Genomic DNA, 20,320 nt, shown 5'->3' with positions numbered 1-20,320 from the left:
ATGCGTGAATTTCTGGTATTCCAGTCCCTGTGGGCCATGCAAGATCATCGCGGCCAATGCGACCTTGCGCTGGAAGCGCAGCTGGAGAAAATCGCCGCCGCTGGCTACGACGGGATCACCGACCATTTCTGGGTCGCGCAACATGCAGCGCGCCTGAGTGCCGCCGCCAAGGCGCAGGGCCTGCAAATCGAAGGTCAGCTGTTCCCTCGCACGGTGGATGATCTGGCGGCGGCAATTGATGTCGCCTCCTGCTACGGCTGCCACCACCTCACGCTGCAAGCCGACGTCAGGCCGCGCACGCTGGCGCAAGCGATCAAGCTGATCGAAGGCTGGCAACGTCTGGCCGAACAGGTGGATTTTCCCATCCTGCTGGAAACCCACCGTTATCGCCTCACCAGCGACCTGTTGTTTACCCTCGACATCCTCGCTGAAATGCCCGATCTCAAGCTGTTGGCTGACTTGTCCCACTATGTCGTGGGCCGCGAACTGCCAGAGCCGGCCACCGCCGAAGACGACGAACAGATCCACACCATCCTGCGTCACAGTTGGGGGTTCCATGGTCGTGTTTCCAACGGCGAACAGGTCCAAGTGCCTTTGAGTTTCGCCCAACATCGACCCTGGCTGGAGCGTTTCCTGGGCTGGTGGCGCTATGGGATCGAGGATTGGCTGGCCCGACCGAACACACCCTCCAGCCTGCCTTTTACCTGTGAACTCGGCCCGCCGCCGTATGCCATTACAGGGGCCAACGGAGGCGATATTACCGATCGCTGGGCCGAGGCGTTGATGCTCAAGGAGTTGATGCGCAAGGTCTGGAAGGAGTGCCAGGCACGATCTCTCGAGGGCCGTTGACTCAATGCACGACCGGTCGGACGCACTGACCCATATAGGAAAGAGGGTGTCATCTTAGCGTCATCGACCCCATGGCAAGATCCTCGCAAACCGCCTAGCGCTCGCTTGCAAGGAATCCCCCCATGAAAGGAGACGCCTCTCTATTTGCAGCCATTGACCTGGGTTCCAATGCGTTTCGCATGATAATCGGCCAGTCAGTCAGACGGCGTCAGGGGTTCGTTATCCAGGAAGTGAAAACCCTGCGTGAACCTGTCCGTTTGGCAGAAGGCTTTCAAGGCGGTGCGCTGGACGAGTTGGCGCTGGATCGGGGCTGGCAAGCGCTCGCGCGATTTGGCAAAAAGTTGCGCGGCTTCGAGGCCGGTCGTGTGCGGGCGGTGGCGACCAGTACCGTGCGCGACGCCGACAATGCGCAACTGTTTTTAGCCAGCGCGGAGCGGCACCTGGGATTTCGGATTGACGTCATCTCTGGGCATGAAGAGGCCCGACTGGTGTACGCCGGTGTTGCCCATACGATACCCGGTACCGAAAACAGGCGACTGGTCGTGGATATCGGTGGCGGCTCCACTGAATTGATTCTGGGGCAGGGCGCTCAACCCTTGATGACCGAGAGTATTGCCATAGGCAGCGGCACCTTCGGCGCGCGTTACTTTCAGGGGGGCTGCATCACGGCTCAGGCGCTCCTGGAAGCTGAGCGCGTAGCCACTCTGCAATTTGAAAAAGTGGCACGTCGTTATCGCGCGTTGGGTTGGCAGCAGGTGATTGGCTCTTCAGGCACCGCACGGATGCTGGCCAAAGTCCTCAAGGCCAACGGGTTGAACGACGATGGCGAAAGCGGCATCACCTACAGCGGCCTGTTGCGTTTGTCGTTGCGCCTGCTTGAAGTGGGGCATGTCAAACAGCTCGGCCTGGCGGGGTTGCAAACCCATCGCCAGAGCATCTTGCCTGGTGGTCTGGTGCTCATGCTGGCGGCATTCAAGGTGTTTGGTGTCTTGCAGATGACGCCTTCCGAACCGGGTCTGAGGTTCGGCGTTCTGCATGGTCTGATGAGTAAACACTGATCAGCCCGTAGCAACCTTGCTTCGATGACGGCCAGCGACGTGAGCCTTTTCGTCATGCCCTTCAGGAAATTCGCGATCGCATCAGGGCGTTAGTGTTTTTCCATCCTGCCGCGCTTCCCACAGGGCAAAATCGTTCTAAAAAGTCCACTTTGTGCTTTGGAGTTTGTACTAGTCTTGAAGTTGTAGGTGAAGACGCAGACTGATGCGCAAGCGGATGGCGAGGAAACGTGGGGCGCGTTCCGAAGGGTACACGGTTAGAAAGATCTCCGCGCTGAGATCCAGCCCTTATGCCGTGTGAAGCAGGACAGCACAAAACTGTTCTGTGGGAGGCCTGATAAACCTTGTAAGCCGGAGACCAGCGCCGGCCACCTACTCGAATTACAAAGCCCGCCTTGTGCGGGCTTTTTCGTATTCGCGGGATCTGTTTGTATCGGAACGTATCCCGCGCACCTGCAGCTACCTTCGCATACAAAACCAAGGCATTGGCGACACTTGCGCGATACACGGCGGCCTCCCAATAGCGCCACCGCATCCGCGGCAAGCTCCGCGCGCATTCCCGCGCATTGATTGATTGGAGAAATGCCATGTCCCGTTTCAACCACCGTATCTGCGCTGGCATGCTCGGCGTCGCCGTTGCCGCGGCACTCACCGCTTTCGCGGGCCTCTCTCAAGCTGAAGAGGCGCCTGCTGTAAAAAACTGGCAGGCGGGCCTTCACCGCACCGATCTGCTGCGCCAGGACCTCGACGTCGCCGGGCGTGAAGTGATCCAGGTCCGCGTTGATTTCGAGCCAGGTGTGGTGTCCCCCAAGCATTCGCATCCCGGGGTGGAAGTGGCCCACGTCATTGAAGGCACGTTTGAATATCAACTCGAAGGTCAGCCTCCTGTAACGCTCAAGGCTGGCGATTCCTTGTACATCCCCGCAGGCACTGCGCACGTGGCGAAGAACGTCGGCGCGGGCAAAGCGTCTGAGCTGGCGACGTACATTGTGAAGAAAGACACGCCACTGGTCGTGCTGGAAAAGTAAACGACCTGTCGGCTTACCGGCGGTCACGACGCACTGCCAGCGCGCGGCTTCCCAACGCGATGGCCAGTGCGAAAGCGATCAGCACCAGCGCCACGGCAAAGGTGATCCGCAGACCGCTGGCAACCGCTTCGGGTCGCGCCGTTGCCATGTCGACCGAGGCCGATGCGAGCGCGAACACCGCGCCCAAGACGGACGCCCCGGTGATGAGCCCTAGATTGCGCGACAGGTTGAGCATGCCGGAGATGACGCCTCGCTGGTCCGGCTCAACATTCGCCATGACCGCCGTGTTGTTGGCGGTCTGGAACAGGGCATAGCCGAGGGTTATCACGACCATGGGCAAGAGGTAGCCGCCGATGCCGAACGTCTCCGGCAATACCGACAGCGTGAGGCACCCGGTCGCCATGGCGATGAGCCCGGCGAGGGTCATGCGTTGGGCGCCAAAGCGGTCGGCAATACGGCCAGCGGGCACACCCGTCAGCGCCGCGACAAACGGCCCGACCGACAAGACCAGTCCAACCAGAACGGCATCGAGCCCCAGCCCATGCGCGAGATAGAAGGGGCCAACCACGAGGGTCGCCATCATCACGGTCGCGACGAGCAGGCTCATGGCGAGGCTGCCACTGAGCACGGGATCGCGGAACATCGCCAATCGAATCAACGGTGAGGCGACTCGCGCCTCGGTGAATACAAAGAGGCAGGCGCCGCCGCCGGCCGCCAACAGCAAAGCGATGTTGAACGGCCCGAAATTGCCTCGCCCAAGGGTCATGGCCAGCGCATAAGCGCCGAGCGTCAACGCCAGCAGCAGCGTGCCCAGCGGATCGAAGCCGGCTCGAGCGGTCTTGGGCTTCTGGCGATCGGCAGGCAAGTAACGATGCGCGAGCACCAGCGTCAGCAAGCCCAGCGGTACGGTGATGAAGAAGATCGCCTGCCAGCCAAACCCGCCAATCAGCAGGCCACCGAGCGACGGCCCCATCGCGGTGCCAATCGCCGACATCGTCCCGAGCAAGCCCATGGCGCTGCCGGTTTTTGCCTTCGGCACCGTCTCGCCAACAAAGGCCATGGTCAGCGCCATCATGATTGCCGCACCGATTCCCTGCAGCGCCCGGGCGCCAATCAGCATCCAGAGCGTGGGCGCAAAGCCGCACAGGGCCGACGCCAGGGTGAACACGCCGATGCCGGTCAAGAGCAGCCGCCGACGGCCAGTGAGGTCACCGAGCCGCCCGACACTGACGATCAGGGTGGTGATAGCCAGAAGGTAGGCGAGGACGATCCACTGCACATCCTGGAAGGAGGCGTTGAACACCTGGGCCAGGGTCGGCAAACCCACATTGGCGATGCTGGTGCCGAGCGAGGACAGCAGCATCGACAGTGAAAGACTGGCCAGCGCCCACCGAACCGACGGTGTCTGTTGTGCACGCTCTGCGACTGCGCTGATTGATTTCATGCTGTTCCTCTTTTCTGGCCACTCCCGAAGCGGAGCTATCAGAAAGCTACGCCTCGGCCTAACATGGCGGAAGACGCACCGTTTGCACTTGATACGTGCGTTAAACGCCATATCACTCTGCCACGGGGCGCCGCATGTCCACTCCCGATTTCAACTTGCTGATTACCCTTGATGTGTTGCTCGCCGAAGGCAGCGTGGCGCGCGCCGCCAAACGCTTGCGGCTGAGCCCGTCGGCCATGAGCCGGGCACTGGCGCGATTGCGTGAAACCACCGGCGATCCGCTGTTGGTCAGGGCCGGACGGGGCCTGGTTGCCACCCCGCGAGCGCTCGAACTGCGCGAGCGGGTCAGTCAGCTGGTGCTGGACGCAGAAGCGGTCCTTCGGCCTGCCGAGCAACCCGACCTCAAGCAGCTGAGCCGCACGTTCACGCTGCGCACCAGTGAAGGCTTTGTCGAGAATTTTGGCGCGGACCTGATTGCCCGCGTCGCCGAGCAAGCCCCTGGCGTGCGGCTGCGCTTCATGCACAAACCGGACAAAGACAGCGCGTCACTGCGCGATGGGACGGTCGATCTGGAAACAGGTGTGGTGGGGAAGGCCACTGGGCCGGAGTTGCGTACCCAGGGCTTGTTTCGGGATCGTTTTATTGGCGTCGTGCGAAGAGGGCATCCGCTGAGCGAAGGCGAGATAACCCCCGCGCGTTACGCGGCGGGCAACCATATCAGCGTCTCTCGGCGGGGGCTCGACAAGGGACCCATTGATGAAGCCCTTGAGCGCCATGAACTGGAGCGGCACATAGCAACCATCGTTGCAGGTTTCTCCACTGCGCTGGCGCTCGCCCGGGCCACTGACCTGATCGCCAGCGTTCCCGAACGCCACACCGCCAGCCTGCGCACCGGCCTGCACAGCTTTGCACTGCCGTTGTCTCTGCCGGCGTTCACCGTCGCCATGCTCTGGCATCCGCGGCTGGATGCCGATCCTGTGCATCGCTGGTTGCGGGGTTGCCTTCGAGAGGTGTGTGCCGAGTAAGAAAGTTGTCAGATTTGATCTAATGTTCATTATTGAAACAGAGATGTTTCACGCGTGTAACTATTGCATGACTATTCTGGCTCTATAAGTGAGCAATTTCGGTATAAAAATACTTTGAACTTATTAATACACAGGCGGTACTGAAGGGGTTTGTCGCAAATGGGAATTAACTGCTGATGCCGTTAAGTGGCGCAGCGCTATCAATAGTGGCCATTAACTAGTAGTGAGTGTAGTTGTAACTATTAAATTACTTAGTGTGTGTAACTAGATGAAATATAAGTAATTATAGTTTCTTTCGATAAGGCGATTTATTGCGCCGAAACTCGGCGGACAAGGCGGGATCCAATTGAGGTGGATGGCGAAATATTGGCGGTCTATATATCAAAAAATAACTTCATAATAATACTGACGTTTTTCCGGTGCGGTGCTAGTGTTTCTAACTCGTCTTAATCGTACTTGTCTGTCTGCAGAGGCCATGCGTCATGCCGACTCAAACTCCACGGATTGCAATACTGGGTATTAGAGCTCCCAGCTTGAACAGTCCAGAGATTGAACACTTTGCCGATATAACCAGCTTGTTGGCTGCCCCCGCCTTCGATGTCGTGCTGCTGGACCTGCCAGCCGCTTACGCAGGGCGGGTGCTTCGAAAGTTGCGCACCATTCCTCCTTATCGCTACAACCTCATTTACTGTTGCCGTGATCAGAACGGCTGGTGTGAAGCCTTGGGTGATGGCGGGTGCCCTGTCGATTCCAACGAAATCAGAACCCTCTGGAGCGTGTGGCAAGAACGCTACAGGTTGTTCAAACAGGGTTCTGCCCCCGAGCGTTTTGAAAGTCGGGTGCTTTCATGGTTGTGGTTGCGCGACAACGCACACATCTATGCCCTTCGAGACCCGGAGGTGCCTCAGCATTATCGCTATCCGTTGCTGGACGCCCTGGCTGATAACGAGCAGGTCAACTCGTTTGTCTGGCTCAGCTTGATGGTGCAGCAGGACTGGCTGCAAGAGGGGGTCCTGGTCGATCGCGTTCGCCTGTGTTCGGAGTGTGGCTCGGGCCGGCTCAATTACATTGATGTGTGTGCCGAATGCCAGGCCCTGGACATTTCACGGCAGCCTTCATTGCACTGCTTTACCTGTGGGCATGTGGGGCCACAGGAAAACTTTCTCAAAGACGGGGTGTTGTTGTGCCCCAACTGCTTGAACCGGTTGCGCCATATCGGCAGCGATTACGACCGCCCTATGGAGAACTATCGCTGTCGGTCATGTCAGGCGTTTTTTGTCGATGCCGACGTGCAGGCGCGCTGCCTGGATTGCGGCCTGTCACACACGCCTGACAAGTTGCGCGTACGCGAGGTCAGAGATTTTCGCCTGGCCGAGGCCGGTCGTTTCCGCTGCCGCCAGGAGTTCAGCGATCAGACGGTCCATCACTTCGGACGACTCAATCTGTTAGGCGGCAAGGATTTCTATGACCTGCTGACCTGGCAGATGCAGGTCGTACGCCGCTACCAGACGCCTGCCTTCTCACTGCTCGGTCTGCGCTTCGTCAACCTGGCCGAAACGTTGACTCGCCTGGGTGAACATCACGGTCATGCCTTCATCGATAGCGTGGCCGAGCGTTTGAAAGAAACCGTCAGGGACACGGACCGTTGCTCTCGAAGTACCGAAGAGTACTTCTGGATCATGCTTCCGCATACCGATGACAAGGGCCTGGAAACCGTCAAACAACGCTTGAGCCGGGTCGCCGAATTGTTTTCAGCACCGGAGGTCAGCGACATTTCCTTGCGTGTCGTCAGCATCACGGCGCCCCAGGATCTGCTCGAGCAGGAAGATGGCGAACTACTACTGGCCCGTCTGGCCAGTGAGTTGGTGTGACCGCCATGAGCCCTTTCCTGGAGCAACTCCTCAGCGCACTCAGCTCGCTCATGGGGCCGGATGGTTTGAGCCGGGTGTTTTTCATGCTTTTCCCTTTGTTTCTGATATTTGAATTGCCCCTGATGATCATGGTGATGCTGGGAGTATTGCGCTGGTTCGCACGTCGGCGTACCCGTATACCGAAGATCAGTGTCTATCGGCCCAAGGTCTCTTGCATCATTACCTGCTACAGCGAAGGGATGGACGTTCAGACCACGCTGTTAAGCCTGTGCGAGCAGACGTACCCCGGCCACATCGAGATGATTCCGGTGGTGGACGGGGCCACGGTGAACCAGCCGACGCTCAGCGCCGTTCGCAAGTTCAACGTGGATCCGCAGTTGTACCCCAGACGCCATTTGCGCCCGATCGCCAAATGGCAGAGGGGCGGGCGGGTGTCGTCATTGAACGCCGGCCTGTCGCTTGCCAGCGGTGAAATCGTGATGGCGCTCGACGGCGATACATCCTTCGACAACAACATGGTCAGCTCCATCGTGCGCCATTTCGAGGACCCGTCGGTGCCTGCGGTCGCCGGTAGCCTGCGAGTGCGCAATGTCTGGGCTTCGTGGGTGACCGCGATGCAGGCGCTGGAATACCTGTTGTCCATCCACATGTCGAAAATCGGTCTGGCCGAATGGAACCTGGTCAATAACGTTTCGGGGGCCTTCGGGGCATTCCGCCGCAGCTTCCTGGTGAAAATCGGTGGCTGGAACACGCACACCGCGGAGGATCTGGACCTGACGTTGCGCATCAAAAGTTACTTCAAGCGACACGACTTGAGGATTCCCTTCGAGCCGGAAGCGATTGGACACACCGATGCACCGTCGACGCTCAGTCAGTTTCTGATGCAACGCTTGCGCTGGGATGGCGACCTGTTTTTTCTGTACATCAGAAAGCACCACCACAACATCAACCCCAGTTTGTTGGGCTGGCCGACCTTTCTGATGATCCTGCTCAGCGGCTTCTTTTTTCAGCTGGTGCTGCCGTTTCTCATCTTCAGCTACACCTTGCTGGCGCTATTTGTTCTGCCGGGCAAGACGCTGTTGTTTCTGTTTGTACTGATCTATGCGCTGTACCTGGCGATCACCGCGATGTTATTCGCCGCCATGTTGTTGATGGTGTCCGACCGGCCTGCAAAGGACATTGTCCTGGGGTTGTTGGTGCCTTTCTTCCCGCTGTTCATGCTACTCCTGCGGTGCTGGAGCGCAGTGGCCATGCTCAACGAGATCTTTCGCCGGGGCCACGAAGAAAGCTCTATGGCGCCGTGGTGGGTGCTTAAACGAGCCACGAGGTTTTGATTATGCGATCGATACTTCTGCTGCTGACGCTGTCGTTGCCCCCGATGATACTGGCCGCACAACCCCTGCCGGCTCAGGCGGCGGTGGCGCCGTCGAGCCAATGGTCCCAGGCCAGTTATGTCTGGGACAGCGAAGCGTTGCTCGATCCCGATCAACGCAAGGCGGAACTCGAACAATTGCGTAGGGCCGGGATGGACAAGATCTACCTTGGCCTCAAGTCCTCCCAGTTGAAAGACCTTGCCACCACGCGCCAACGGCTGGCGCAATTGCTGCAGGACGCGGCCGGCAAGGGGGTGCAAGTCAGCCTGTTGCTCGGCGATCCGGCCTGGATCGAGCCGCAGGAACGCCATCAGCTCACCGACTTACTGGCGAAGCTGAAGGGGCTTTCATTCACCAGCCTGCACCTGGACCTGGAACTCGAACAACTGGGTGTGCCGGTCCCTGATCAGCGCTTGAAGGACTTGCTCGATACCTTACGCGCAGCCTCAGCTGCCAGCCCTTGGCCGGTAGAAATCTCCAGTCACCATCGCTGGTTCGCTGAGGCAAAACCCGGCAAAACCTGTCTGCCGTGCGCGCTTCCCGAGGCGGGCGTGCGTCAGGTCAGCTTGATGATCTACACCCGTAACCCGAAAAACAGCGCACGAATGGCAGAGCAGATCGCCCAACGTTGGCCTGATCTGCAATTTCGCCTGGCGCAAAGCACAGAGCCGCAACTGGATGCCACTGAATCCTGGGCCGGCGCGTCGACTGAGCAGTTGCAGCACCAGACCAGTGTCTGGCGCGAACAGCTGCAACCACGGGGGATTGCCGGCATTGACTGGCAAGCCTGGCGAGACTTTCCAAAACGGTGAGCCGTCATGAAGATTCGATTCGATAGTCGCAAAGAACTGAATCCTACTCAGGAGCAGGGTTTGACGGTGCTCTACGCGCCGGGCAAACGCATGGCGTTTCGCGCGCGTTGGTATTTGATCCTGTTCCTGGTCGCGAGTCCCTTGATCTGGCTGGGAGCGCGGCTGACTTACGGCCTGGTGATGATCGACGCGCCGGCTCAATTGCGCCTGCCGATTCTGGAGGTACGGGCGCGGGATGCCGGTCGGGTTGATCAGCTGTTCGTCATGGCCGGGGAGCAGGTCCAGATCGATCAGCCGTTGGTCAATCTCGACAATCCCGAATGGCGTGCGCGGCTCTCGCAGCTCGCCGCGATGCCGAAGAAATCGGTGCCCGTCACCAACACCAAACTGGACACGAGGGAGCGTCAGTTGCTCAAGACCCGAGTGAGCAGGACGGAGGAGCGCGTACAGGTGCTTGAAGACCTCGTTGATTCAGGCGCCGTGTCTCGTGGAGAAGTGCTGGCCGCGCAGTCTGAACTTGACGCATTTAAAGCGGACCTGTTGGCGTTCGAGCGCCGTGAACAACTGGCTCGTCAGTCGCCGTTGAGCGTGGAGCGCGAAATCATTCAACAGACCGCCGAGCAACAGTGGTTGAAAACGCGCCTCGCCGCGTTGTCGGTCAAGGCGGCGCAGAGCGGTCGCATTGCGGAGGTGTTGGTCACGCCCGGCGAGAACGTCGGTGCGGGTACGTTGTTGATGCGCCTTGAGCGGCTGGAAGAGCCTCTGCTGTGGATTTATCTGGAACCGCTGAACATCAGCTACGCCGCGATTGGCCAGCCGCTGCGCGTTCGCATGCCCGATGGCGAGTGGTTGGCGGCCCATGTTGTCCAGGCCGTCGACAGCGCCGGTCGCACGCCGACGGTGTTGCGTGGGCCGTTCGCTGCCAGCGAGATGGGCTTGCAGGTCGCCGCCCGGTTTGATCACCCCCTGTCGCCGCGCTGGAGAATCGATCAACTGCCGTTGAATGTTCGTTTTCCCACCGACTGGCAACGAATGCTCAGTGACAGCCGTGAACTGATTTCGCAATTAGGCGACTTCATTGCAATGGATAAAACACCCACCACTGCACCGGGGAGTAAATAAATCATGACTGCTGAACGAATTCTTGTGACGGGCGGTGCCGGTTTCATCGGTTCGCACCTGGTCGAAGCACTGCTGGAAAGCGGTTATAGCGTTCGGGTTCTGGACGATCTTTCCAGTGGAAAATTGTCGAATTTGCCGATTGATCGCTGCCATTTGACCCTGGTGGTGGGGGATGTCGCCGACGCGCCGACGGTAGAACGGGCGATGAAAGACTGTAGCGCGGTGGTGCATCTGGCGGCGGTGGCCTCGGTGCAGGCGTCGGTCGATGACCCGGTCGCGACTCACCAAAGCAATTTCGTCGGCACGCTGAACATCTGCGAAGCCATGCGCCAGGCAGGCGTAAGACGAGTGGTTTATGCGTCCAGCGCGGCGATCTATGGCAACAATGGCGAGGGCATGGCGATTACCGAAGACACGCCCAAGAATCCGCTGACGCCGTATGCCGCCGACAAACTGGCCAGCGAACACTTTCTCGATTTCTACCGACGCCAACACGGTCTTGAACCGGTCATTCTGCGGTTTTTCAATATTTACGGACCCCGTCAGGACCCGTCATCGCCTTACTCCGGTGTCATCAGCATTTTCAGCGAGAGGGCGCAAAAAAAACTCCCCATCACGGTTTATGGCGATGGGGAGCAAACAAGGGATTTTGTATACGTCAATGACCTGGTAAAGGTCCTGGTACAGGCGGTCAGTGAGTCAGAGCCGATTAACGAGCCGGTCAATGTCGGGTTTAACCGATCCACCAGCGTTAACGAACTGGCGGCGACGTTAAGCGAGCTTTTGGGACGGTCCCTGACATTGAATTACGACGCGCCGCGTTCCGGTGATATCAAACATTCGCGAGCCGACAACAGTCGCCTGCTTGAGCGTTTTTCCTTGAGCTCACCGACCTGTTTTACCGAGGGCCTGGGGCAGTTGCTCAGAAGTATCGATTCCGGGGGGCGGTAGCGGCGAGCTCAGTCGCCAGCAGGTGCTCTTCCAGTACATCGCTCAGGAACCGGAACTGATCATTGAGCCCGATCACTTCATTGTTGAAGTGATTGGCGGCGGACGGCATCAGCAACGCCTCGAAGTTTTTATCGAACACCAGTTCGAACGTTTTGCGCGAAACGAATGACTGGGAATAGTAGTTATTGCCGAACACCGCAAAGCTTACGGCCAGGGTCACGGAGTGGATCATGACGTGCGCTCTTCGGACAGGACGTACCAGGAAAAAACGCTCAGTGTCACGGCTGTCAGGGCCAGGCAGGTCAGGAGATGGATAATCATGATTCGCCCCTCCGATGCGGGGTTTTGCGTTGGGTTAGGGCTGATCCTACGCTGACGGTTTTTGAGCGGAAGGCATTCGCGGCGATGGTGAATATCGACATAAGTGATGGTGGGTCGCTGACTGTTCCGGCCTCTTCGCGAGCAAGCCCGCTCCCACATTTGTCCCGTGGCGCTCACAAATACTGTGTCCACTGAAGATCAAATGTGGGAGCGGGCTTGCTCGCGAAGAGGCCCTTAAGAACACCCTCAACCCCAAACGAACAAACACCGACACCTATACTCAAATTAATAGACCTTTGAACACCGGACATCCCGTTCGGGCAAGTCTGTAGGAACCGCGACCTTGAACGTGCGTTCGCTGATCGTCGCCGTGTTGGTGGTGTTGGCGGGATGCGTCACGACTGCGCGCGCCCCGGTGGAAGTGGTGCCGGTGGTTGTTTCCCAAAGCACCTGGCAGATCGTCGACCAAGAGATTGTCGCGGCGTCGCAATCGGCCACCGAGCAGACCAAAATCTACGCGCGCGGTGCCATGGATTACTGGCGAACACGGGTCTATCAACTGACCGAAGAGAACTTCATTCCCTGGTTCAGCAGTTACTGGACTCAGGAATGGCTGTCGATGAAAGTCAGCTGGTACACCATCAGCGCCAAGGGCGAGCAAGATGCCTCGGCCAAGCGCCTGGCGGCCTATCTGCTGGAGCAATACCAGCAGCGCGTGCTGGCGCCGGTCGCGGTGGAAATCGATCCCGATGCGATTCTCGGCCAGGCAACGGCGTTCTACGTCGACATCCTTCAGGAAGAACTGCAGAAAATCTCCCAGCGCCACGGCGTGCCGATGGCTCAGCTCAACGGGCGGATCCAGAAAATCCCCGCCATCGCCCTCGGGCCACCGCCTGCCCGGGACGCCTCGCTGTATCAAGTGGTGCACACCCAACCACTGACTACGCTGCCGGCCTATGCGGCGCTGATCGAGAAAATCCACAAGGCCGGCGGTGACAAGGGGGTGGCTTCGACAGACACCGCCATGGCCCCGGTGGCCAAGCGCGCCAGCAAACGGATGGAAGCCGAAATGGTCCCGCGAGGTGCCGCCAGTGCAGTGGCCGCTGCAGCGGGTAAATTGGTCGGGGGCTTGATTTCCGTGGGTGTGGCGGGGATCCGCGCGATTATCCAGGCCAATGATCGGCCTGACAGCGAGGCACTGATTCGCAGCAGTCTGGGTAACACGTTCGACAAAGCCTGGCTGAAGCTGGTGCAAAATCCGACCACCGGCGTGATGGCCGGCACGTTGTACATGGCGGCGCAGATCGAGGGCAATCTGGCGGGGAGCGCCGAAGTACCGTCGGTCAGTTCGGGCAGCGGATCTGTCGATTGGTCACCGACGGAATCGACTAACCAGCAGATCGCCCCATAACCCAAGGAGAACGACCATGTCCTACGTTGATGGCTTCATCGCAGCTGTACCCACCGCCAACCGCGAAAAATTCAAGAAACACGCCGAAACCGCCGCGGTCATTTTCAAGGAGAGCGGCGCACTCAGCGTCGCCGAATGCTGGGGCGACGACGTCCCTGACGGCAAAGTGACCTCGTTTCCTATGGCGGTAAAACTCAAGGAAGACGAAACCGTGGTGTTTTCCTGGATCATCTGGCCCGACAAGACCACCCGCGATGCAGGCATGGAGAAACTCATGAACGATCCGCGCATGCAGCAGGATGTGAACCCGATGCCATTTGATGGCCAGAGGCTGATCTTTGGCGGGTTCGAAATGATCGTTAAAGCCTGAAGCCAGCGACAGGATCACTCCGGCGTCGGGGTGGTCCTGCAGCTCTTGCGATTACGAATCTCGCTGTCCGTCGGCCGCTCTTTGATGAACTCGAAGCGCGGCTCACCTTCGTTGTAATGAACCAGCCAGCCCCATTCCAGCTCGGACTCATCCTGACCGGGTTTCGGTGGCACGGCCCACCACGGTTCCTTGCTGATGATCTCGCGCATGGCCCCCTCCAGTTGAATCCTTTGCATGAACTATAACTTGGATGTCAGGAGGTGCCAGCTATGAACGATGAATCCCATGAGCCGTTAAAACGACTGTTTTTTGCCCTGAACTGCACACCCGAGCAACGTCGAGCCATTGCCCAATGGCGCAGCTCACTAGGGCTCAGGAGCGGACGCCCGGTGCCGGTGGAGAACTTTCACCTGACGTTGAAGTTTTTGGGGGCTGTCGAAGTGGCGAAAATCGCCGATATCTGCACGGCCGCTGCCAACATTCGAACGCCGGGTGCGCCTTTGAGGGTGGCGCTTGATCGGCTGGATGTCTGGCGCAGGGCAGGGGTGCTGGTGCTCGCGCCGGAGCAGGCATCACCGGAGTTGCTGCGGCTGGTGTATGCGCTTGAGCAGGCAATGCTGCCGTTCGGGTTTGAGGATTCGCCGAAGGAGTTTCGGCCGCATCTGACGCTGATGCGCGATTACCGAGTGCCGGTGCCTGAGTCAGCGACGCCGCCCGAATTCTATCTGCGGGCCGATCACTTCACCCTGTTCGAATCCCATAAGGGCCGCTACCGAGCGCTGGCCGAGTGGCCGCTCGTCCCCTCATAAAAAAAGGCGCCCGAGGAGGGCGCCCAAAATCACCTTAACCGAGGAAGCCAGGTGAGGCCGTTCTACAGATAGGAGTGCAGCGGTGGTAAGGCGCTGCGTGAACGGAAATCTTTGACACGGTAATCTGCAATTTTGATGTTGGATGTTATGGCCTCATCGCGAGCAAGCTCGGCTCCTACAGGATCAGCGTCGCTCGTCATTTTGTGCTCCCCTGTAGGAGCCGAGCTTGCTCGCGATGGCGGCTTCGAGTGAATTACTTGCCGAGCTTCACCCGCGTCCACCCGCGGGTCATCACCCGCTGAACGCCAATCGGCATGTCCGGAATGGCATACAACGTCGCCATCACCGCCTGCGACGGATACGACCCCGGATCATCCCGAATCGCTTCATCCACCAAAGGCGTGGCCGCCGCGTTGGCGTTGCTGTAGCCGATGTTGTTGGTGATCTCGGCGATGATGTCCGGGCGCATCAGGAAGTTCATGAACAGGTAAGCGTTTTCCACGTTCGCCGCGTCCCGGGGGATAGCGACCATGTCGTAGAAGCTGCCGGCGCCTTCCTTGGGAATGCTGTAATCGACCTTCACCTTATCGCCCGCTTCCTGAGCGCGCGCCTTGGCTTGCAGCACATCACCGGAGTAACCGACCGCCACGCAGATGTTGCCGTTGGCCAGGTCGGAGATGTATTTCGACGAATGAAAGTACGCCACCGACGGCCGAATCTTCATGAACAACGCTTCAGCTTCGGCGATCTGATCCTTGTTCTGCGAGTTCACCGGGTAACCCAGATAGTGCAGGGCGGCCGGGAGCATCTCGGTCGGCGAATCCAGGAAACTGATGCCGCAGGCTTTCAGCTTCGCGGCGTTTTCCGGTTTGAACAGCAAGTCCCAGGAATTGGTCGGCGCGTTGCTGCCGAGCACTTCCTTGACCTTCTCCGGGTTGAAGCCAATGCCGATCGAGCCCCACATGTACGGGAAGGCGTGGCCGTTATCGGGATCGCTGGCGGAAGCGTTTTTCAGCAGGACCGGGTTGAGATTTTTCCAGTTCGGCAGCTTCGACTTGTCCAGTTCCTGATAGACGCCAGCCTTGATCTGCTTGGCCAGGAAACTGTTGGACGGCACGACGATGTCGTAGCCGGATTTGCCGGCGAGCAGCCGTGCCTCAAGGGTTTCATTGCTGTCGAACACATCGTAGGTCACGCGGATGCCGGTCTCGTCTTCGAACTTCTTGACGGTGTCCGGGGCGATGTAATCCGACCAGTTGTAGACGCGCAGTACCTTGTCATTGGCCTGGGCGCCGGTGGCCATCGCGCCCAATAAGGACAGTGTCAGCAGAGTCCTGCCAAACATTTTCATCGGTACAACTCCATTTCTCTTTTTATTCAAAATCACACAGCAAAAATGCAGTGAACACACAACCTGTGCAGTACACACAAACCCTGTGCAGTTAACACAGAACATGTGGGTTAAACCCAAACCCTGTGGCGAGGGGATTTATCGAAACGTCGCACCGCCCCGTTGGGCTGCGAAGCAGCCCCAAAACCTGCAACCGAGGTGTATCAGGTTCACCGAGTACACCTGTTTTACGACTGCTGCGCAGCCGAACGGGGATAAATCCCCTCGCCACAGAAGCTCCCTCGCCACAGTTAACTCAACAGCCTAGGCCGTCGCTTCTACCAATTGTTTTTCAGGTTGCTGCCAGGATTCGCTGGCGGTCTGGTCCATCGCTTCCTGGATCGCACGTTTGCGGGTCGCTTCGGCGCGGCGGCTGAAGTACCAGACCATGAAGGTCACGATCGATACGGCGAGCAGAATCAGGCTGGCCACGGCGTTGATCTCAGGCTTCACGCCCAGACGCACCGCCGAGAACACTTCCATCGGCAGGGTCGTCGAACCCGGGCCGGACACGAAACTCGCCAGCACCAGGTCATCCAGCGACAGGGCAAACGACATCATGCCGCCGGCCGCCAGTGATGGCGCGATCATCGGAATGGTGATCAGGAAAAACACCTTGAACGGCTTCGCCCCGAGGTCCATGGCCGCTTCTTCGATGGACAGGTCCAGCTCACGCAAGCGCGCCGAAACCACCACCGCCACATACGCCGCACAGAACGTGGTGTGAGCGATCCAGATGGTGACGATGCCACGTTCCTGCGGCCAGCCAATCAACTGCGCCATCGCCACGAACAGCAGCAACAGCGACAGACCGGTGATCACTTCCGGCATCACCAGCGGCGCCGTCACCAAACCACCGAACAACGTGCGGCCCTTGAAGCGAGTGACGCGAGTCAGCACAAACGCCGCCAATGTCCCCAGCGCCACCGCGGCAATCGCGGTGTAGCAGGCGATTTCCAGCGAGCGCACTACCGAGCCCATCAGTTGCGAGTTATCGAGCAGGCCGGCGTACCACTTGAACGACCAGCCGCCCCATACGGTTACCAGTTTCGAGGCGTTGAACGAGTAGATCACCAGAATCAACATCGGCAGGTAGATAAACGACAGGCCGAAAATCAGCATGAACTTTGAAAATCCGAAGCGTTTCATCCCCGTGCCTCCATCTCTTTTGCCTGGCTGCGGTTGAACAACAGAATTGGCACAATCAGGATCAACAGCATCACCACCGCCAGGGCAGACGCCACCGGCCAGTCGCGGTTATTGAAGAACTCTTGCCACAGCACGCGACCGATCATCAGGGTCTCAGGGCCGCCCAGCAGCTCCGGAATCACGAACTCACCGACTACTGGAATGAACACCAGCATGCAGCCGGCGATGATCCCGTTCTTGGCCAGCGGCACGGTGATTTTCCAGAAGTTGTTGAAGTTGCTCGAACCCAGGTCCGAAGCGGCTTCCAGCAGGCTTTGATCGTGCTTGACCAGGTTGGCGTACAACGGCAACACCATGAACGGCAGATACGCATACACCACGCCGATATACACGGCGGTATTGGTGTTGAGGATCTCGATCGGGTGATCGGTCAGCCCGGTCCACATCAAAAACGCGTTGAGCAAACCGTTGTTGCTGAGGATGCCCATCCACGCGTAAACGCGGATCAGGATCGCGGTCCAGGTCGGCATCATGATCAACAGCAGCAGAACGTTTTGCGTTTCCTTGCTCGCTTTGGTGATCGCATAGGCCATCGGGAAACCGATCACCAGGCACATCAGCGTGCTTAAAAACGCGACCTTCAACGAGCCGAAGTAGGCCGAGATGTACAACTCATCCTGAGTCAGCAACGAGTAGTTGCCGAGGTTCAGCAGCAGCTGGAATTTCTGCTCGGCGAAGGTGTAGATCTCTGAGTAAGGAGGAATGGCCAGGGCCGCTTCCGAGAAGCTGATCTTCATCACCAGGAAGAACGGCAGCATGAAGAACAGGAACAGCCACAGGAAAGGAACCCCGATGACGAGCTTTCGACCACTCGGCATCAGCCGCATAAACTGCTGATTGAGTGTTTTCATGAGCGCAGTACCACGCCGCTGTCGTCTTCCCACCACACGTAGACCTTGTCGTCCCAGGTCGGACGGGCGCCACGGCGTTCGGCGTTGGCCATGAACGACTGCACGATCTTGCCGCCAGGCAATTCCACGTAAAACACCGAGTGGCCGCCGAGGTAGGCGATGTCATGCACCTTGCCGCTGGACCAGTTGTAGCGCGTATCCGGTTGGGTGGTGCTGACCAGCAGTTTTTCCGGGCGGATGGCGTAGGTGATCGACTTGTCCTGCACTGAGGTGCTGACGCCGTGACCGACGTAAATCTTCTGTTCAAGGTCCGGGCTGTGAATGATCGCGTGACCTTCGAGATCCTCGACCACGGTGCCGTCGAAGGCGTTCACGTTGCCGATGAATTCGCAGACCATGCGGCTGACCGGCGCCTCATAAATGTCCACCGGGCTGCCGATCTGTGCGATCCAGCCGAGGTGCATGATGGCGATGCGCTGGGCCATGGTCATGGCCTCTTCCTGATCGTGAGTCACCATCACGCAGGTCACGCCGACCCGCTCGATGATCTCGACCAACTCCAGTTGCATCTGCGAACGCAGCTTTTTATCCAGCGCGCCCATCGGTTCGTCGAGCAGCAACAGCTTCGGACGCTTGGCCAGGGAACGAGCCAGGGCCACACGCTGACGCTGACCGCCGGACAGTTGATGCGGTTTGCGCTTGGCGTATTGGGTCATGTGCACCAGTCGCAGCATCTCTTCAACGCGGGCGTCGATTTCGCTGGTGGACAGGCGATCCTGCTTCAGCCCGAACGCAATGTTCTGCGCCACCGTCATGTGCGGGAACAGCGCGTAGGACTGGAACATCATGTTGATCGGCCGTTCGTACGGCGGCATGTCGGTGATGTCGACACCGTCGAGCAGAATCCGCCCTTCGGTCGGGCGCTCGAAACCTGCGAGCATGCGCAGCAGGGTCGATTTGCCCGAACCGGAACCGCCGAGCAGGGCGAAGATTTCCCCTTGATGGATCTCAAGCGAGACATCGTCCACCGCGGTGGTTTCGTCGAATTTCTTGGTGACGCGGTCGACTTTCACCAGCACCTTTTTCGGTGACTGGTGACCTTCAAGAGCCTTCCTGTAGATGCTGGAGGCGTTTGCCATGTGAAACTCCCAACAGGTTTCAGTCGTCGGGCCAACGCGGCCTGACTTAATAGTTGATTGCAAGCCCAATCCCGGTACGGTCCCTGTAGGAGCCGAGCTTGCTCGCGATGAGGCCCTGACAACCGACATCACTGTTGAATGTTCGGCCGCCATCGCGAGCAAGCTCGGCTCCTACAGGGTTACCCAATCCGGCTGGGCTTATTCGGCGCCGCCGTCCTGGCTGCCTGGTGGTACTTGTTGTTATCGCGTTTGTTGTTGTCGTGAGGGACCGGCGCGCAAAGGCACGCCCGCCTGACTCTCGGGGGCAGTAAATTGATTAATCGAGTGTTAAGTCAGCGCTTGTTGCGTAGCGCCGCCCGTCGCCGGCATGCATCACCGAACGCCTGGAAAATACTCAAGTAGGGCGGATTCGAAAGCACCTGCCATTCCGGGTGCCATTGCACGCCAACGGCGAAGGTCGGGCTGTGTTCAACCGAAATCGCCTCGATCAAACCGTCCGGCGCAATCGCTTCCGCACGCAGGCCGGGCGCCAGTCGGTCGATGCCCTGGCTGTGAATCGAATTGACCTGGAACACCTGCGGCAAATCCAGCGCCTCGAACACACCGCCCGGTTGCATGTTGACCGCATGCGCCGGTGCGTATTGCACCGCAAGGTCCGGATGATTCGCTTCTCGGTGATCCAGCATGCCCGGGAGTTCGTGGACCTTCTGATGCAGGCTGCCGCCGAACGCCACGTTCATTTCCTGAAAGCCCCGGCAGATGCCGAGCACCGGAACGCCCGCCGCAATGGCCGCACGCAATAAAGGAAGGGTGGTGGCGTCCCGTTGCGGATCGTGATCCGTGCCGGGGGCGCTGTCGGGGCCTTGATAGTGGAAGGGTTCCACATTCGAGGGCGATCCGGTCAGCAGCAGACCGTCGAGCTGCGCGAGCAGGTCATCGATTTCGGTCAGATCGCCTAAGGAAGGAATGACAACCGGCAGCCCCAAAGCCGCGACGCTGACAGCACGCAAATACTTGTCGCCGCTGACATGGTAGGGGTGCAGGCCAATCTGTTTGACGCACGCAGTAACACCGATCAATGGCTTGAGTGCCATTTTTATCACCTCGAAGTTTCACACTTGAACGAGCTTTTCCGGAGCTTAGCCTTGTTGATTTTAATTAACAACTCTCATGTAAAAAATTCTAAACGCCGCACGTCTGATCTTCAGGGGTTACACGGTGCGCAAGACTGATTTGGCACTCTCGCGCCCAAGAAAGGCCCGAAAATAAAGGTTGAGAGGCCAGGTGTTC

Annotated in this window: 20 protein-coding genes; 12 read left to right on the top strand and 8 right to left on the bottom strand. The window is 58.8% G+C overall.

Annotation, left to right across the window (positions count from 1 at the left end; genetic code table 11):
* The 3 genes from PMI27_RS20005 to PMI27_RS20015 all read left to right on the top strand — a co-directional run bounded on the left by PMI27_RS20005 (position 1) and on the right by PMI27_RS20015 (position 2,932).
* The gene (locus PMI27_RS20005; RefSeq protein ID WP_008151783.1) at positions 1-849 is read left to right on the top strand and encodes a hypothetical protein; all 849 of its coding nucleotides are present in this window, start codon (positions 1-3) and stop codon (positions 847-849) included.
* A gap of 122 nt (positions 850-971) precedes the next feature.
* Positions 972-1,907: a Ppx/GppA family phosphatase gene (locus PMI27_RS20010; protein WP_008151785.1), complete on the top strand. Its 936-nt coding sequence runs from the start codon at positions 972-974 to the stop codon at positions 1,905-1,907.
* A 584-nt stretch (positions 1,908-2,491) separates the two neighbouring features.
* Positions 2,492-2,932: a cupin domain-containing protein gene (locus PMI27_RS20015; RefSeq protein ID WP_008151787.1), complete on the top strand. Its 441-nt coding sequence runs from the start codon at positions 2,492-2,494 to the stop codon at positions 2,930-2,932.
* A gap of 13 nt (positions 2,933-2,945) precedes the next feature.
* On the opposite strand, the gene PMI27_RS20020 is transcribed toward PMI27_RS20015, so the two are convergent.
* A complete protein-coding gene (locus PMI27_RS20020; RefSeq protein WP_008151790.1) occupies positions 2,946-4,376 on the bottom strand; it encodes an MFS transporter in 1,431 nt (476 codons plus the stop codon).
* Between the two features lie 134 nt (positions 4,377-4,510).
* Between PMI27_RS20020 and PMI27_RS20025 the strand changes: the two genes are divergently transcribed.
* The 6 genes from PMI27_RS20025 (at position 4,511) to PMI27_RS20050 (ending at position 11,530) form a co-directional block, all read left to right on the top strand.
* Positions 4,511-5,401, top strand: coding sequence for a LysR family transcriptional regulator (locus PMI27_RS20025; RefSeq protein ID WP_008151792.1), 891 nt, complete (start codon positions 4,511-4,513; stop codon positions 5,399-5,401).
* Positions 5,402-5,883: 482 nt separating this feature from the next.
* Positions 5,884-7,272, top strand: a complete 1,389-nt coding sequence (locus PMI27_RS20030; protein ID WP_008151794.1) for a diguanylate cyclase domain-containing protein — start codon at positions 5,884-5,886, stop codon at positions 7,270-7,272.
* Between the two features lie 5 nt (positions 7,273-7,277).
* Positions 7,278-8,606, top strand: coding sequence for a glycosyltransferase family 2 protein (locus tag PMI27_RS20035; RefSeq protein ID WP_008151796.1), 1,329 nt, complete (start codon positions 7,278-7,280; stop codon positions 8,604-8,606).
* Between the two features lie 2 nt (positions 8,607-8,608).
* Positions 8,609-9,457: a hypothetical protein gene (locus PMI27_RS20040; RefSeq protein WP_008151799.1), complete on the top strand. Its 849-nt coding sequence runs from the start codon at positions 8,609-8,611 to the stop codon at positions 9,455-9,457.
* A gap of 6 nt (positions 9,458-9,463) precedes the next feature.
* Positions 9,464-10,579: an HlyD family secretion protein gene (locus PMI27_RS20045; RefSeq protein WP_008151801.1), complete on the top strand. Its 1,116-nt coding sequence runs from the start codon at positions 9,464-9,466 to the stop codon at positions 10,577-10,579.
* Positions 10,580-10,582: 3 nt separating this feature from the next.
* Positions 10,583-11,530 carry an NAD-dependent epimerase/dehydratase family protein gene (locus PMI27_RS20050; protein ID WP_008151803.1) on the top strand — a complete coding sequence of 316 codons (948 nt, stop codon included), beginning with the start codon at positions 10,583-10,585 and terminating at the stop codon, positions 11,528-11,530.
* Here the strand turns inward: PMI27_RS20050 and PMI27_RS20055 are convergent.
* Positions 11,502-11,762: a hypothetical protein gene (locus PMI27_RS20055; protein ID WP_008151806.1), complete on the bottom strand. Its 261-nt coding sequence runs from the start codon at positions 11,760-11,762 to the stop codon at positions 11,502-11,504. The two genes, PMI27_RS20050 and PMI27_RS20055, sit on opposite strands and share 29 nt — an antisense overlap.
* Before the next feature lie 432 nt (positions 11,763-12,194).
* On the opposite strand from PMI27_RS20055, the gene PMI27_RS20060 reads away from it, so the two are divergent.
* Complete coding sequence (locus tag PMI27_RS20060) at positions 12,195-13,262, top strand: hypothetical protein (RefSeq protein ID WP_008151811.1); 1,068 nt, start codon at positions 12,195-12,197, stop codon at positions 13,260-13,262.
* Between the two features lie 16 nt (positions 13,263-13,278).
* Positions 13,279-13,632, top strand: a complete 354-nt coding sequence (locus tag PMI27_RS20065) for a DUF1428 domain-containing protein (protein WP_008151812.1) — start codon at positions 13,279-13,281, stop codon at positions 13,630-13,632.
* A gap of 14 nt (positions 13,633-13,646) precedes the next feature.
* Here the strand turns inward: PMI27_RS20065 and PMI27_RS20070 are convergent, their stop codons facing one another.
* Positions 13,647-13,841, bottom strand: a complete 195-nt coding sequence (locus PMI27_RS20070) for a hypothetical protein (RefSeq protein ID WP_008151815.1) — start codon at positions 13,839-13,841, stop codon at positions 13,647-13,649.
* Between the two features lie 60 nt (positions 13,842-13,901).
* Between PMI27_RS20070 and thpR the strand changes: the two genes are divergently transcribed.
* Positions 13,902-14,441, top strand: a complete 540-nt coding sequence (thpR, locus tag PMI27_RS20075) for an RNA 2',3'-cyclic phosphodiesterase (protein WP_008151817.1) — start codon at positions 13,902-13,904, stop codon at positions 14,439-14,441.
* A 253-nt stretch (positions 14,442-14,694) separates the two neighbouring features.
* Here the strand turns inward: thpR and PMI27_RS20080 are convergent, their stop codons facing one another.
* The 5 genes from PMI27_RS20080 to PMI27_RS20100 all read right to left on the bottom strand — a co-directional run bounded on the left by PMI27_RS20080 (position 14,695) and on the right by PMI27_RS20100 (position 20,124).
* Positions 14,695-15,792: a polyamine ABC transporter substrate-binding protein gene (locus tag PMI27_RS20080; protein ID WP_008151822.1), complete on the bottom strand. Its 1,098-nt coding sequence runs from the start codon at positions 15,790-15,792 to the stop codon at positions 14,695-14,697.
* Positions 15,793-16,095: 303 nt separating this feature from the next.
* Entirely contained in the window at positions 16,096-16,980 is an 885-nt protein-coding gene (locus tag PMI27_RS20085) for an ABC transporter permease subunit (protein ID WP_008151824.1), read from the bottom strand.
* Positions 16,977-17,858: an ABC transporter permease subunit gene (locus PMI27_RS20090; protein ID WP_161990859.1), complete on the bottom strand. Its 882-nt coding sequence runs from the start codon at positions 17,856-17,858 to the stop codon at positions 16,977-16,979. Before PMI27_RS20090 ends, PMI27_RS20085 begins: the two co-directional genes overlap by 4 nt.
* Before the next feature lie 29 nt (positions 17,859-17,887).
* Positions 17,888-19,030, bottom strand: a complete 1,143-nt coding sequence (potA, locus tag PMI27_RS20095) for a polyamine ABC transporter ATP-binding protein (RefSeq protein WP_008151829.1) — start codon at positions 19,028-19,030, stop codon at positions 17,888-17,890.
* Between the two features lie 332 nt (positions 19,031-19,362).
* Positions 19,363-20,124 (bottom strand): gamma-glutamyl-gamma-aminobutyrate hydrolase family protein, encoded by a 762-nt coding sequence (locus tag PMI27_RS20100; RefSeq protein ID WP_008151832.1) that lies wholly within the window; start codon positions 20,122-20,124, stop codon positions 19,363-19,365.
* Between the last annotated feature and the right edge of the window lie 196 nt (positions 20,125-20,320).

This window comes from Pseudomonas sp. GM41(2012) (genome assembly GCF_000282315.2).
In the GTDB taxonomy this organism is placed as follows: domain Bacteria; phylum Pseudomonadota; class Gammaproteobacteria; order Pseudomonadales; family Pseudomonadaceae; genus Aquipseudomonas.
This window is presented reverse-complemented; position numbering and strand designations above follow the sequence as displayed.

Coding starts and splice junctions, on each gene's coding strand:
- PMI27_RS20005 (WP_008151783.1), top strand. CDS start 1: ATGCGTGAATTTCTGGTATTCCAGTCCCTGTGGGCCATGCAAGATCAT.
- PMI27_RS20010 (WP_008151785.1), top strand. CDS start 972: ATGAAAGGAGACGCCTCTCTATTTGCAGCCATTGACCTGGGTTCCAAT.
- PMI27_RS20015 (WP_008151787.1), top strand. CDS start 2,492: ATGTCCCGTTTCAACCACCGTATCTGCGCTGGCATGCTCGGCGTCGCC.
- PMI27_RS20020 (WP_008151790.1), bottom strand. CDS start 4,376: ATGAAATCAATCAGCGCAGTCGCAGAGCGTGCACAACAGACACCGTCG.
- PMI27_RS20025 (WP_008151792.1), top strand. CDS start 4,511: ATGTCCACTCCCGATTTCAACTTGCTGATTACCCTTGATGTGTTGCTC.
- PMI27_RS20030 (WP_008151794.1), top strand. CDS start 5,884: ATGCCGACTCAAACTCCACGGATTGCAATACTGGGTATTAGAGCTCCC.
- PMI27_RS20035 (WP_008151796.1), top strand. CDS start 7,278: ATGAGCCCTTTCCTGGAGCAACTCCTCAGCGCACTCAGCTCGCTCATG.
- PMI27_RS20040 (WP_008151799.1), top strand. CDS start 8,609: ATGCGATCGATACTTCTGCTGCTGACGCTGTCGTTGCCCCCGATGATA.
- PMI27_RS20045 (WP_008151801.1), top strand. CDS start 9,464: ATGAAGATTCGATTCGATAGTCGCAAAGAACTGAATCCTACTCAGGAG.
- PMI27_RS20050 (WP_008151803.1), top strand. CDS start 10,583: ATGACTGCTGAACGAATTCTTGTGACGGGCGGTGCCGGTTTCATCGGT.
- PMI27_RS20055 (WP_008151806.1), bottom strand. CDS start 11,762: ATGATCCACTCCGTGACCCTGGCCGTAAGCTTTGCGGTGTTCGGCAAT.
- PMI27_RS20065 (WP_008151812.1), top strand. CDS start 13,279: ATGTCCTACGTTGATGGCTTCATCGCAGCTGTACCCACCGCCAACCGC.
- PMI27_RS20070 (WP_008151815.1), bottom strand. CDS start 13,841: ATGCGCGAGATCATCAGCAAGGAACCGTGGTGGGCCGTGCCACCGAAA.
- thpR (WP_008151817.1), top strand. CDS start 13,902: ATGAACGATGAATCCCATGAGCCGTTAAAACGACTGTTTTTTGCCCTG.
- PMI27_RS20080 (WP_008151822.1), bottom strand. CDS start 15,792: ATGAAAATGTTTGGCAGGACTCTGCTGACACTGTCCTTATTGGGCGCG.
- PMI27_RS20085 (WP_008151824.1), bottom strand. CDS start 16,980: ATGAAACGCTTCGGATTTTCAAAGTTCATGCTGATTTTCGGCCTGTCG.
- PMI27_RS20090 (WP_161990859.1), bottom strand. CDS start 17,858: ATGCCGAGTGGTCGAAAGCTCGTCATCGGGGTTCCTTTCCTGTGGCTG.
- potA (WP_008151829.1), bottom strand. CDS start 19,030: ATGGCAAACGCCTCCAGCATCTACAGGAAGGCTCTTGAAGGTCACCAG.
- PMI27_RS20100 (WP_008151832.1), bottom strand. CDS start 20,124: ATGGCACTCAAGCCATTGATCGGTGTTACTGCGTGCGTCAAACAGATT.